Origin of the sequence: Streptomyces sp. NBC_00236, from assembly GCF_036195045.1 — a bacterium.
In the GTDB taxonomy this organism is placed as follows: Bacteria; Actinomycetota; Actinomycetes; order Streptomycetales; family Streptomycetaceae; genus Streptomyces.
Genome location: NZ_CP108100.1, coordinates 6,116,652 through 6,129,053, shown reverse-complemented (window position 1 = coordinate 6,129,053; position 12,402 = coordinate 6,116,652). Strand labels below are relative to the sequence as shown.

Annotated in this window: 9 protein-coding genes; 1 reads left to right on the top strand and 8 read right to left on the bottom strand. The window is 70.1% G+C overall.

What is annotated here, in order from left to right:
- Nucleotides 1-3 precede the first annotated feature (3 nt).
- Together OG446_RS27510 and OG446_RS27505 are read right to left on the bottom strand one after the other, a co-directional pair.
- Entirely contained in the window at nt 4-1,680 is a 1,677-nt protein-coding gene (locus tag OG446_RS27510; RefSeq protein WP_328896536.1) for an ABC transporter substrate-binding protein, read from the bottom strand.
- 124 nt (nt 1,681-1,804) lie between these two features.
- Nucleotides 1,805-2,779 carry a LacI family DNA-binding transcriptional regulator gene (locus tag OG446_RS27505; RefSeq protein WP_326657700.1) on the bottom strand — a complete coding sequence of 325 codons (975 nt, stop codon included), beginning with the start codon at nt 2,777-2,779 and terminating at the stop codon, nt 1,805-1,807.
- A 290-nt stretch (nt 2,780-3,069) separates the two neighbouring features.
- On the opposite strand from OG446_RS27505, the gene OG446_RS27500 reads away from it, so the two are divergent.
- Nucleotides 3,070-4,941, top strand: a complete 1,872-nt coding sequence (locus tag OG446_RS27500) for a ricin-type beta-trefoil lectin domain protein (protein ID WP_328896535.1) — start codon at nt 3,070-3,072, stop codon at nt 4,939-4,941.
- Between the two features lie 58 nt (nt 4,942-4,999).
- On the opposite strand, the gene cimA is transcribed toward OG446_RS27500, so the two are convergent.
- The 6 genes from cimA to ureA form a co-directional block, all read right to left on the bottom strand.
- Entirely contained in the window at nt 5,000-6,607 is a 1,608-nt protein-coding gene (gene cimA, locus OG446_RS27495; protein WP_326657702.1) for a citramalate synthase, read from the bottom strand.
- A 276-nt stretch (nt 6,608-6,883) separates the two neighbouring features.
- Nucleotides 6,884-8,215 carry an MFS transporter gene (locus tag OG446_RS27490; RefSeq protein ID WP_328896534.1) on the bottom strand — a complete coding sequence of 444 codons (1,332 nt, stop codon included), beginning with the start codon at nt 8,213-8,215 and terminating at the stop codon, nt 6,884-6,886.
- Between the two features lie 97 nt (nt 8,216-8,312).
- On the bottom strand, nt 8,313-8,921 hold the full coding sequence (locus tag OG446_RS27485) for a TetR/AcrR family transcriptional regulator (protein WP_328896533.1): 609 nt from the start codon (nt 8,919-8,921) through the stop codon (nt 8,313-8,315).
- 3 nt (nt 8,922-8,924) lie between these two features.
- A complete protein-coding gene (locus OG446_RS27480) occupies nt 8,925-9,926 on the bottom strand; it encodes an agmatine deiminase family protein (protein ID WP_328898432.1) in 1,002 nt (333 codons plus the stop codon).
- 26 nt (nt 9,927-9,952) lie between these two features.
- The gene (locus OG446_RS27475) at nt 9,953-11,641 is read right to left on the bottom strand and encodes an urease subunit alpha (protein ID WP_328896532.1); all 1,689 of its coding nucleotides are present in this window, start codon (nt 11,639-11,641) and stop codon (nt 9,953-9,955) included.
- Entirely contained in the window at nt 11,638-12,318 is a 681-nt protein-coding gene (ureA, locus tag OG446_RS27470; protein WP_328896531.1) for an urease subunit gamma, read from the bottom strand. Before ureA ends, OG446_RS27475 begins: the two co-directional genes overlap by 4 nt.
- Between the last annotated feature and the right edge of the window lie 84 nt (nt 12,319-12,402).

Genomic DNA, 12,402 nt, shown 5'->3' with positions numbered 1-12,402 from the left:
CGGCTACTTCGACGGCTTGAGCTTCAGCACGACCTCCAGCGCGGAGCGCTGGGTGTGCTGCGGGTCGGCGTACGGGTCGGCCTCGGTGGGCCAGCCCACCCAGTTCTTGGTGGAGTACTCGGCCCCGATGGGCGCGGCCGCGGTGGGGATCATCGGCGCCTGCTCGACCATGATCTTCTGCAGGGCGTTCATCGCCGAGGTGCGAGCGGTGTCGGTCGTCGCACCGGCGAAGTCCTTGAGCGCCTCGGTCGCCTCGGTGCTCTTGAAGCGGCCGAAGTTGCCTTGCTGGGAAGGCTTGCCGATGGGCTGGAGCAGCGCGCCGTCCATGATGTTCTGGTACATGTCGTACGGGGTCGCGCCGCTGTTGGTCCAGTGCAGGGTGGCGTCGAAGTTGCCGTTGGCCACGTCGGCGGTCCAGGCGTCGGCGGTCTGCGTCTTGACCTTGGCGTCGATGCCTATCTTCTTGATGTTGTCCTTGATGATGGCGAGGCCGGTGATGTAGTCGTTCCAGCCGGCCGGGTCGGTGAGGGTGAGCTTCACGGCCTTGCCGCCCGGGTCCTTCAGCACGCCGCCGCTGAGCGTGAAGCCGGCCTTCTCCAGGACCTTCTTGGCGCCCTCGACATCGGGCTTCGTGGTCGCGCTCTTGTACTCGGGCGCGATGAAGGACTCACCGGCGGGCAGCGGGATGCCGGTCGGGTTGGTGATCTCCGGGTAGAGCGTCGCCTCGGCCTGGGTGTAGATCGCGTTGCGGTCGACGACCATCGCCATGGCCTTGCGCAGCGCCGGGTTGTCGAACGGCTTGCGGGCGGTGTTGAACCACAGGCCGTGGATGCCGAGCCCGGAGGGGAACCACAGCTTGTGGTTCTTGGGGTCCTTGGAGATGAACAGCTGCTTGTAGTTCGGCATGAAGACGAACGACCACTCCAGCTTGCCGCTGGCCAGCGCGGTGGTGGCGGCGCTGTTGTCGTTGTAGGTGCTGTAGCGCAGCTCCTTGACCTTCGTCGTGCCCTTCCAGTAGCTGGGCGTGGCGGTCAGGGTGGTGGTCTGCGGGGTGAACGTCTTCAGCTTGTACGGGCCCGAGCCGACGGGCGTGCGGTTGGGCCAGGTCTCCGGGTTCTTGACGCTTTCCCAGATGTGCTTGGGCACGATGTACTGCTGGATGATCTTGTTCTGGTTGACGTACTGCGAGTCGTCGAAGGTCAGGACGACCTTCTTGCCGTGCGCCTCGACCCCGCCCCACGCGATGCCGTCGGCGTTGAGCGCCGGGTGCTTCTTCAGCAGGTTGAAGGTGAACGCGACGTCCTCGGCGGTCAGCGGCTTGCCGTCCGCCCACTTGGCCTTGTCGTTCAGGGTGAAGGTGACCTTGGTGTAGTTGAGCTCCCACTTCCAGTCCGTCGCCAGCCACGGGTCGGCCTTGGCGGTGGGCCGGATCTGGCTCACCATCGCCAGCGGCTCGTAGATCATGAAGCGGTAACCGAGGGTGGCGCCCGCCGAAGTGGCCAGGAACGGGTTGCTGTTGTTCGTCTGCGGCCCGTCCGGCTTGCCGATGTTCAGGACGCCCGTGGCGCCGCTGCCGCTCTTGTTGCGGTTCGAGTTGGCTGACGAGCATCCGGCGGCGAGCGCGACCACCGCGGTGGCGAGCGCGACCGCTCTGAGCGTGTGGTGACGGCGTGCGGACATGGCGACTCCAGGAGGGACTGGCGGGTCTGGGAGACCGGAAACGGGCAGCGCTCGGCGCGCCGGGTACGGGCGGTGCGGGTGCGGTGCGGGTTCTGCGGGTGCGGCGCGGGCGGGGCCCGCGGCGCTAGGGCGCCGAGTGGCGCACGACCAGTTCGGTGGGCAGCACGAGCGGTGCGTCGGGTACGGGTGTGCCGCCGAGGTGGGAGAGGAGCATCCGTGCGGCCGTCTCACCCATCTGCCGGGTGGGCTGGCGCACGGTGGTCAGGGGCGGTTCGGTGTGTTCGGCCATCGGGATGTCGTCGAATCCGACCACCGCGATATCGCCGGGCACGGTCCGCCCCGCGGCGCGCAGCGCCCGCAGCACGCCTGCCGCGGTAATGTCGTTGTGCGCGAAGACCGAGTCGAACTCCGTTCCGGAGGCGAGGAGTTCCTCCACGGCCAGCCGGCCGCAGCGCTCGGTGAAGTCTCCGCGGACGACGAGATCGGTGGGCAGGACGGAGACGAATCCCTCCAGCCGGTCGCGTACGCAGCCGAAGTCCTGGGGGCCCGTGATGACGACGGGCCTGGTGCGGCCGGCGTCCCGCAGATGACGGGCGGCCGACGCGCCTCCTTCGTGGTTGGTGGTCACGACGGAGGGGAACTCGGGGTGGTGGCCGCGATCATCGATCAGCACGATCGGCAGGCCGGCGCGGTGCAGTGCGGTGAGGTGGTCGAGGGTGTTCTCGGGTTCGACCACGACCAGTCCGTCGAAGGCGCGCGCCGACACCTGGCTGGTGAAGCGCTCCACGGACTCGGCCCCGCGGTTGCAGGTGAAGAGCAACAGCCCGTAGTCGGCGGCCTCGACGGTGTCGACGACACCCTGAAGCACCTCGCCCATCCACGGCCAGGTCAGCGAGGGCACCAGCATGCCGACCGTACGGCTGCTGCCGCGGGCCAGACCGACGGCGCCCGAACTGGGTACGTAGCCGAGCTGTGCGATCACTTCACGAACACGGGCGGCCGTCGAACCGTCCACTTCGCCCTTGGTGTTGATGACCCGGGACACGGTCGTCTTGCTGACGCCGGCCTCACGGGCGACATCAGCGATGGTGACACGCATCGGGGACCTCCAGGACACAGCAGACAGAGCGGCCGGACCGGCAACGGAACCGGTACCGCAACCGGTTCCGGAACCGGTACCGGCGTTGGTGGCGTGAGTTAACCCCGCCGGAACACGACCGTCAATACTTCACGTCGAGATTGGTCCGGACCCATCTCAGGGGTGGCCTGGAACACGCTTGCGTTCAAGTCCTGAACGCACATCCCCTTGACGTGGGCACGTAAGAGCAGTTCACTCCCGTCTCGTCCGACGGCACGTCCCCCACGCTCCCGCCGAGGAAGGCATCAGCCATGATCCGAACAGGAAGAGCGGCCAGGGCGCTGCTCGCCGCAGTGCTCGCTACCGCCGGCCTCACCGGACTCTCGTCCGGCACCGCGCAGGCCGCCGGCGAGACGGTGAACATCGCCCTGACCACCACCGACGACTCGGGCGGCCGGCATGTCACCAGGGGCCTGGAGGCCCAGACCCCGGTCGCGTTCGGGGCCGGGAACGGGGGCGGCGGCACGAACATCACCGTCGACGAGAACACCCGGTACCAGACCTTCACCGGCGGCGGTGCCTCGTTCACCGACACCGCGGCGTACCTGATGAAGAGCAGCGGGGCGCTGAGCCAGGCGACCCGCGACGCCACGATGAAGAAGCTGTTCTCCCCCACGGAGGGCATCGGGCTGTCGTTCGTACGCAATCCGATGGGCGGTTCGGACCTGGCGCGGTACGGCTACACGTACGACGACCTGCCCGCCGGGCAGACCGACCCTGCCCTGTCGAAATTCTCGATCGCACACGATCTGGAGGACGTGCTGCCGCTGACGAAACAGGCCAGGCAGCTCAACCCCGCACTGACGACGGTGGCGTCGCCGTGGACCGCTCCGGCGTGGATGAAGGACAGCGGGCAGCTCAACGGCGGCTGGCTGAAGGCGGAGAACTACGGCGCGTACGCCGACTACTTCGTGAAGTACCTCCAGGCCTACCGGGACCAGGGCGTGCCGGTCGACTACGTCACCGCGCAGAACGAACCGACGTGCTGCGGCGGCTATCCCTCGATGAGCTGGAACGGCTCCGGACTGGCCTACTTCACCAAGAGCGAGCTGCTGCCCAAGCTGGCATCGGCGGGTCTGGCCACCAAGGTGCTCGCGCACGACTGGAACTGGGACACCTACGACGCGTACGCGGCGGCCACCGTGGACGACGCGGCGGTGCGCAACCACCCGAACTTCGGCGGGGTGGCCTGGCACGGTTACGGCGGTGACATCGCCAAGCAGACGACGGTGCACAACCAGTACCCGTCGATGGACGCGTTCCAGACGGAGCACTCGGGCGGCACCTGGATCGCCGACCAGCAGCGCGAAGACATGATGAACATCATCGATTACACCCGCAACTGGGCGAAGTCGGTGACCAAGTGGTCCCTGGCGGTGGACCAGAACCGCGGCCCGCACAACGGCGGCTGCGGCACCTGCGACGGGCTGATCACCGTGCACAACGGGGACAGCAGGAGCGGGCAGGTCGACTACACCATCGAGTACTACACGATGGGCCACCTGACCAAGTTCGTCCGCCCGGGGGCCTCCCGGATCTCCTCCACCGCCAGCTCCACCGTGCCCAATGTGGCCTGGCGCAACCCGGACGGCTCGAAGGCGCTCATCGCGTACAACGGCGGCGGATCGGCCCAGCAGGTGACGGTCAACTGGGGCGGCAGCAGGTTCACTTACTCACTCCCCGCCCGTACCTCGGCGACCTTCACCTGGTCGGGGACGCAGTCCGGGGCGGATGCCTCGTCGGGCGCCCTGTCCGGCCCGGGCGGCAAGTGCCTCGACGCCACGGGCAACACCGGCGCCGACGGCACCCCCGTCCAGCTCTGGGACTGCACGGGCGCGGCCAACCAGCGCTGGACGGTGCAGAGCGACGGCTCCATCCGTACGCTCGGCGCCTGCCTGGACGTGACCTCGGGCTCGACGGCGAACGGGGCGAAGGTCCAGCTGTACACCTGCAACGGCACAGGGGCGCAGCGCTGGACGTACAACGCTGCGACGGGTGACGTCGTCAACACGGCCGCGGACAAGTGTCTGGACGTGACGGACCAGTCGACGGCCAACGGCGCCCGCACCCAGATCTGGACGTGCACGGGGGCGGCCAACCAGAAGTGGCACCTCGGGCAGTAGCCCACGCGTGCACGGCGGCGGTGGACCGGGCCGGGTCCACCGCCGCCGTGCGCCCGCCCTACTCCGTCGGCTCGACGCCCGCGCGCAGCAGCCCGAAGGTGTACGCGTCCTCCAGGGCCTGCCAGGACGCCGCGATGATGTTCTCGGCGACGCCCACGGTCGACCAGTCGGCGGTGCCGTCCCCGGTGGTGATCAGGACGCGGGTGGTGGAGTCGGTGCCGGTGCGGCCCTCCAGGATGCGGACCTTGTAGTCCATCAGCTCCAGCTTGGCGAGCTGCGGGTAGATCCGCTCCAGGGCGACGCGCAGGGCCCGGTCGAGCGCGTTGACCGGGCCGTTGCCCTCGGCGGTCGCGACGATGCGCTCGCCCTTGGCCCACAGCTTCACGGTCGCCTCGTTGGCGTGGGTGCCGTCGGGGCGGTCCTCGACGATCGCGCGCCAGGACTCGATGCGGAAGTACCGGCGTACCCGGCCCTCGGCCTCGGCGCGCAGCAGCAGCTCGAAGGAGGCGTCGGCCGCCTCGTAGGTGTAGCCCCGGAGCTCGCGCTCCTTGACCCGCTCGACGACTCGGCCGATGAGCTCGCGGTCGCCGCCGAGGTCGATGCCGAGCTCCACGCTCTTGAGCTCGATGGAGGCGCGGCCCGCCATGTCGGAGACGAGCATCCGCATGGTGTTGCCGACCAGCGCGGGGTCGATGTGCTGGTACAGGTCCGGGTCGACCTTGATCGCGGAGGCGTGCAGCCCGGCCTTGTGCGCGAAGGCCGAGACGCCGACGTAGGGCTGGTGGGTGGAGGGCGTGAGGTTGACGACCTCGGCGATGGCGTGCGAGACGCGGGTCATGTCGGCGAGCGCGCCCTCGGGCAGGACCTTCTTGCCGTACTTGAGCTCCAGCGCGGCGACGACGGGGAAGAGGTTGGCATTGCCGACCCGCTCGCCGTAGCCGTTGGCGGTGCACTGGACGTGGGTGGCGCCCGCGTCGACGGCGGCCAGGGTGTTGGCGACGGCGCAGCCGGTGTCGTCCTGGGCGTGGATGCCGAGGCGGGCACCGGTGTCGGCCAGGACGGTGGCGACGACGGCCTGGATCTGGGCCGGGAGCATCCCGCCGTTGGTGTCGCAGAGGATGACGACGTCGGCGCCGGCCTCGGACGCGGCCCGGACGACGGCCTTGGCGTACTCGGCGTTGGCGCGGTACCCGTCGAAGAAGTGCTCGCAGTCGACGAAGACCCTGCGCCCCTGGGCGACCAGGTGGGAGACGGTGTCGCGCACCATCTCCAGGTTCTCCTCCAGCGTGGTGCGCAGGGCCAGCTCCACATGGCGGTCGTGCGACTTGGCGACCAGCGTGATGACCGGGGCGCCCGACTCCAGCAGCGCCTTGACCTGCGGGTCCTCGGCGGCCTTGCCGCCGGCCCTGCGGGTCGCACCGAAGGCGACCAGCTCGGCGTTCCTGAACTCGATCTCCTGGCGGGCGCGGGCGAAGAACTCGGTGTCGCGGGGGTTGGCGCCCGGCCAGCCGCCCTCGATGAAACCGACGCCGAAATCGTCCAGGTGCCGGGCGATGGTCAGCTTGTCCGCGACCGTCAGGTTGATGCCTTCACGCTGGGCACCGTCGCGCAGCGTGGTGTCGAAGACATGGAAACTGTCGTCGGTGGGCTTGGCCTTGGTGGTCATGCTGGTCTGACTCCTGTCGGATGAGTGGATCCGGACGATCTGACTCCACTTGCCCCCATCATCCCGCGCGCCTCGTCCCGGCCGGTGGTGGGGCCGGAAAACAAAAAACCCCTCGCGGGTGCGAGAGGTCTGCGCGCGGGTCTGGGGCACGGTGGCCGTGCCGTACGTGGTGGTACGGGACGATCACTGCGGACCGGCGCGCCTGTTGCCAATAATCATGACGAACGAGGACACGGAAGCAGTCTGACACAGGACCGCCTCCGTGCCCGGCCCGTCTCAGGATGCGGGCGTGACGCTCGTCGCTCCGGCGGGCGACGTCTTCTCCCCGGCCCGCACGGCGGCGACCCGGTTGAGATCGATGTCGCGGGTCTCCCGCATGGTCAGGTAGACGATGAGCGAGACTGCGGCGCAGCCCGCGACGTACCAGTAGAAGCCGGACTCGGCGCCGGCGTTCTTGAACCACAGCGCCACGTACTCGGCGGTGCCTCCGAACAGGGCGTTGGCGACGGCGTACGAGAGACCGACGCCCAGGGCGCGGATACCGGTCGGGAAGAGCTCGGCCTTCACGCAGGCGTTGATGGAGGTGTAGCCGGTGATCACGAGCAGCGCGAGGAGCGCAAGGCCGAGCGCGGGCCAGAAGGTGTCCGCGTGCTTCAGCATCGTCATGATCGGCACGGTCAGGAAGGTCGAGCCGATCGCGAAGGTGATCAGCAGCGGACGGCGGCCGATCCGGTCGGACAGCATCCCGGCCAGCGGCTGGATGCACATGAACACGAACAGCGCGCAGAAGCTGACGAGCGAGGCGGTGGACTTCTCCATGCCGGCGCTCTTGGAGAGGAACTTCGTGAGGTAGGTCGTGTACGTGTAGTAGGCGACGGTGCCGCCCATGGTGAGCGCCATCACGAGGAAGGCCTCGCGCCGGTGCTGCCACAGCACCTTCAGCGTGCCGCGGTCCTGCTGCTCGGCGGCGCCGGACTCCGCGTACACCTCGGTCTCCAGCATGGAGCGGCGCAGATAGAAGACGATGCCCGCGCCGAGCGCGCCGACGACGAACGGGATGCGCCAGCCCCAGCTGTGCAGCGCCGCCTCGGACATGTTGCGCTGCAGGAGGATCTGGAGGCCGAGGCCGACGAGCTGTCCGGCGGTCATGGACACGTACTGGAAGCTGGAGGCGAAGCCGCGCTTCTCGGGTGCGGATGCCTCGGTGAGGTAGGTGGCGCTGGCCGCGTACTCGCCGCCGACGGACAGCCCCTGGAGCAGCCGGGCCACCATCAGCACGGCGACGCCGCCGTACCCGGCGACGTCGTAGGTCGGCGCGATCGCGATGAGGACCGCGGAGGCCGACATGAGGGTGACGGTCAGGGTGAGCGCGGCCTTGCGGCCCCTGCGGTCACCGATCCTGCCGAGCAGCCAGCCGCCGACCGGCCGCATGAAGAAGCCGACGGCGAAAATGCCCATGGTGTTCATGAGGTTGGCGGTCTCGTTGCCTTCGGGGAAGAACGAGTCCGCGAAGTACACCGCGAAGGTCGCGTACACGAACCAGTCGAACCACTCGACCATGTTGCCGGCCGAGCCGACCCAGATTTTCTTCCACTGCTCTCGTCCCATGGTTGGCCACCGTGCCCGAACCGCCGGGAACCCAACAAGGGTGCAGGGCGCAACGATCACGCGTACTTACGTACGTTGTGTTCACGAGTGGGTGACGTCAGCCGTTCGCGGCCAGGGTCTCCTCGATGAACTCGGCCACGCCTTCGAGCACTTGGTCGCGTCCGGTCCCGGGAAGGCCGACCGCCACATGGACGCTGAAGCCGTCCAGCAGCGCGCGCAGCCGGGTCGCGTAGCGCTCGGCGTCGACCCGGCGGAACTCGCCGCGCGAGCCGCCCTCGGCGAGCAGCGCCACCAGGTCGCGGTGCCAGGCACCCTCGATCGCGGCCTGCCGGGCGCGGGCGGTGTCGTCGGCGTCGCGCGAGCGGTTCCAGACCTCCAGCCAGAGCGTCCAGTGCGGGTCGCGGTGGCCGGCGGGGAGGTAGAGGGCGATGTACGCGTCGAGGCGTTCGCGAACCGTGCCGGGCCGCGACAGCAGGCTGCGCCGCTCGGCCCCGAGCCGGTTCTCGCTCCATTCGAGGGTCTGGAGCAGCAGCTCGTCCTTGGTGCGGAAGTAGTAGAGGAGGTGGCCGCTGCTCATGCCGACCTCGCGGCCGAGCCCGGCCATCGTGAGGCCGTCGAGGCCGCGTGCGGCGACGGTGGCCATGACGGCGGCGAGCACGTCCTCGCGGGGCGGGGCGGTGTTGCGGCTGCGCGGGGTGGGGGGCACGGTTCAGACCTTGGGCTGTTGCTGGGTGATGCAGTGGATGCCGCCGCCCCCGGCGAAGATCGCGCGGGCGTCGACGAGTGTCACCGTACGGGTGGGGAAGAGGCGGCGGAAGATCCCGGCGGCGAGCTCGTCGCGCGGGTCGCCGAAGGCGCACAGGACGACGCCGCCGTTGCAGAGGTAGTGGTTGATGTAGGAGTAGTCGACCCACTCCCCGCCGGCCCGCAGCACGGTGGGCGCCAGGACTTCCACGACCTCCAGCGCCCGTCCCTTCGCGTCGGTGGCGGCGCGCAGGACGCGGACGGTCTCGCGGGTGATCTCGTGGTCGGGGTGGGCCGGGTCCGGCTGGACGTGGGCGACGACGGTGCCGGGGCGGACGAAGGCGGCCACGATGTCGACGTGGCCGAGCGTGCCGTACGTGCCGTAGTCGCCGGACAGTCCGCGGGGCAGCCAGATCGCCTTTTCGGTGCCCAGGCGCGCGTGGACCTCGGCCTCGACCTGCTCGCGGCTCCAGTCGGGGTTGCGTTCCCTGCCGAGCTGAACGGTCTCGGTGAGCAGGACGGTGCCCTCGCCGTCGACGTGGATCGCGCCGCCCTCGTTGACGAGCGGTGAGCCGTGCACGGGGACGCCGGCGAGCTCGGCGACGGAACGGGCGATGTGCCGGTCGCGCTCCCAGCGGGCCCAGCCCTGGGCGCCCCAGCCGTTGAAGGTCCAGTCGACGGCCGCCAGTTCAGGGCCGTCGGTGACGAAGGTGGGGCCGATGTCGCGCATCCAGGCATCGTCGAGCGGGCGCACCGCGAGCTCGATGTCCGGGCCGAGCAGGGCGCGGGCACTCTCCTCCTGGCCGGGGCCGACGACCATCGTGACGGGTTCGAAGCGGCGGACGGCGTGGGCGACGGCGGCCCAGGCGCCGCGGGCCTCGTCGAGTTCGGCGGCGGAGGCGAAGGTGGGGTTGGGGCCGGGCCAGGCCATCCAGGTGCGTTCGTGCGGGGCCCATTCGGGCGGCATGCGGAAGGTCACGGGAGCACGGGTCCTTACAGGAAGTAGAGCCGGTTGAGGGAGACCGAGTCGGCGGGTTCGGAGCTGAGCGGGTCGCCGTCCAGGGTGACGAGACCGCTGCGCCCGTCCACGTCGACCGTTCCGGTACGGGAGTTGAGGCGCAGGTCGGCGGGGCCGATTCCGCGGGTGCCCCGGACGCCGACGCGCCGTCTGCGGGTCGGCATGGCGTCCGCGCCCAGCTGGGTGGCGGCCTGCGAGACGAAGGCGACCGAGAGATCGGCGGCGGTCGCCCCGTACGCGCCGAACTGCGGCCCGAGGACGAGGGGTTCACAGGTGTCGGTGGCGGCGTTGGGGTCGCCGGTGACGCCGTAGGCGGGGAAGCCGGATTTCAGGACGAGTTGCGGCTTCGCGCCGAAGAACTCGGGCCGCCACAGCACGATGTCGGCGAGCTTCCCGGTCTCGATGGAGCCGATCTCGTGCGCGAGGCCGTGGGCGATGGCCGGGTTGATGGTGAGCTTGGCGATGTAGCGCAGCACCCGGGCGTTGTCGTCGCCCGGCCCGTCGCCCTCCATCGGGCCGAGTTCGGCCTTCATCTTCCCGGCCATGGCGAAGGTGCGGCGGACGGTCTCACCGGCCCGGCCCATGCCCTGGGCGTCGGACGAGGTGATCCCGATGGCCCCGAGGTCGTGCAGCACGTCCTCGGCGCCCATCGTGCCGGCCCGGATCCGGTCCCGGGCCATGGCCGCGTCGCCGGGCAGGTCCGTCTTCAGGTCGTGGACGGAGACGATCATCCCGTAGTGCTCGGCGACCGCGTCCCGGCCGAAGGGGAGCGTGGGGTTGGTCGAGGAGCCGATGACGTTCGGCACACCGGCCATCTTCAGGACGTTGGGGACGTGGCCGCCGCCACAGCCCTCGATGTGGAAGGCGTGGATGGTGCGGCCCTCCAGGACGCGCAGGGTGTCCTCGACGGACAGGCACTCGTTCAGCCCGTCGCTGTGCAGGGCCACCTGGACGTCGTACTCCTCGGCGACGCGCAGCGCGGTGTCCAGGGCGCGGGTGTGGGCGCCCATGTCCTCGTGGACCTTGAAGCCGCAGGCCCCGCCCTCGGCGAGCGCCTCGACGAGCGGCGCCTCGTGGGAGGAGGAACCGCGGCCCAGGAAGCCGATGTTGACCGGCCAGGCGTCGAAGGCGTTGAACGCGTGGCGCAGGGCCCACGGCGAGTTGACGCCGACGCCCCAGACCGGGCCGAACTCCTGGCCGATGACCGTGGTCACGCCGGAGGCGAGCGAGGCCTCCATGATCCGCGGCGAGAGCAGGTGGACATGGGTGTCGACGGCGCCGGCCGTGGCGATCATGCCCTCACCGGACACGATGGACGTGCCCGTGCCGACGACGACGTCCACGCCGTCGAGGGTGTCCGGGTTCCCGGCCCTGCCGATCGCGGAGATCCGGCCCTCACGGATGCCGATCGACACCTTCCGGATGCCCTGCACGGCGTCGATGACCAGCACGTTGCTGATCACCACGTCGCAGGTCTCCCGGACGGCGGCGGCCTTGAGGTGGAGGCCGTCGCGGGCGGTCTTGCCGAATCCGGCGAGGAACTCGTCGCCCGGCTTCTGGGCGTCGGACTCGACCCGGACGGTCAGCCCGCAGTCGCCGAGCCTGACCCGGTCACCGGCGCGCGGACCGTGCACGGCGGCGTACTCGTACGGGTCGATGCTCATCGCGCGGCCCCCAGGTATCCGCAGGCGGCCGCGCGGTGCAGGGCCTCCTCGCGCGCGCCGGGCGCGTCGAGCGGGCCGTCGACCAGTCCGGCGAACCCGATCGCGACGCGGTCGCCGCCGATCGGCACCAGGCCCACCTCGACGGATTCGCCGGGTCCGAAACGGACGGAGGATCCCGCGGGCACGGACAGCCGCATCCCGTACGCCGTCGCCCGGTCGAAGTCGAGCCGTGGGTTGGCCTCGAAGAAGTGGAAGTGCGAGGTCACGGAGACGGGGACGCTCGCGGTGTTGCGGACGGTGAGGCGTACGGAGGGCTCGGGCTGCGCGGTCGCGGGCCCTGGCACGACGGCGCCGGGGGCTTCGTCGCCGAGGCCGGTGCCCAGGGGCCGGGAGACCACGGCGAGCCGCGATCCGTCGTCGAAGACGGCCTCCACATGGACTTCGGTGACGACGTCGGCGACCCCGGGCAGCACGTCGTCCGGGCCCAGCACGCCGCGGGCGGCCTCGATCGCCTCGGCGAGCCGGCGCCCGTCGCGGGCGGCCTCGCAGACGGTGTCCGCGATCAGCGCGGTGGCCTCGGGGACGTTCAGCTTCAGACCGCGGGCCCGGCGGGCGCGGGCCAGCTCGGCGGCGCCGAACAGCAGCAGCCGGTCGCGCTCGGTCGGGGTCAGTCGCATGGTGGGGCACCTCTTGGTCGAGCAGTGTTTGAGCAGCACTCTAACGAGCGGACAAGGGGACAGGAACCCTTTTCGATGGTCAAG

Coding starts and splice junctions, on each gene's coding strand:
- OG446_RS27510 (WP_328896536.1), bottom strand. CDS start 1,680: ATGTCCGCACGCCGTCACCACACGCTCAGAGCGGTCGCGCTCGCCACC.
- OG446_RS27490 (WP_328896534.1), bottom strand. CDS start 8,215: ATGGGACGAGAGCAGTGGAAGAAAATCTGGGTCGGCTCGGCCGGCAAC.
- OG446_RS27505 (WP_326657700.1), bottom strand. CDS start 2,779: ATGCGTGTCACCATCGCTGATGTCGCCCGTGAGGCCGGCGTCAGCAAG.
- OG446_RS27475 (WP_328896532.1), bottom strand. CDS start 11,641: ATGAGCATCGACCCGTACGAGTACGCCGCCGTGCACGGTCCGCGCGCC.
- OG446_RS27500 (WP_328896535.1), top strand. CDS start 3,070: ATGATCCGAACAGGAAGAGCGGCCAGGGCGCTGCTCGCCGCAGTGCTC.
- cimA (WP_326657702.1), bottom strand. CDS start 6,607: ATGACCACCAAGGCCAAGCCCACCGACGACAGTTTCCATGTCTTCGAC.
- ureA (WP_328896531.1), bottom strand. CDS start 12,318: ATGCGACTGACCCCGACCGAGCGCGACCGGCTGCTGCTGTTCGGCGCC.
- OG446_RS27480 (WP_328898432.1), bottom strand. CDS start 9,926: ATGCCGCCCGAATGGGCCCCGCACGAACGCACCTGGATGGCCTGGCCC.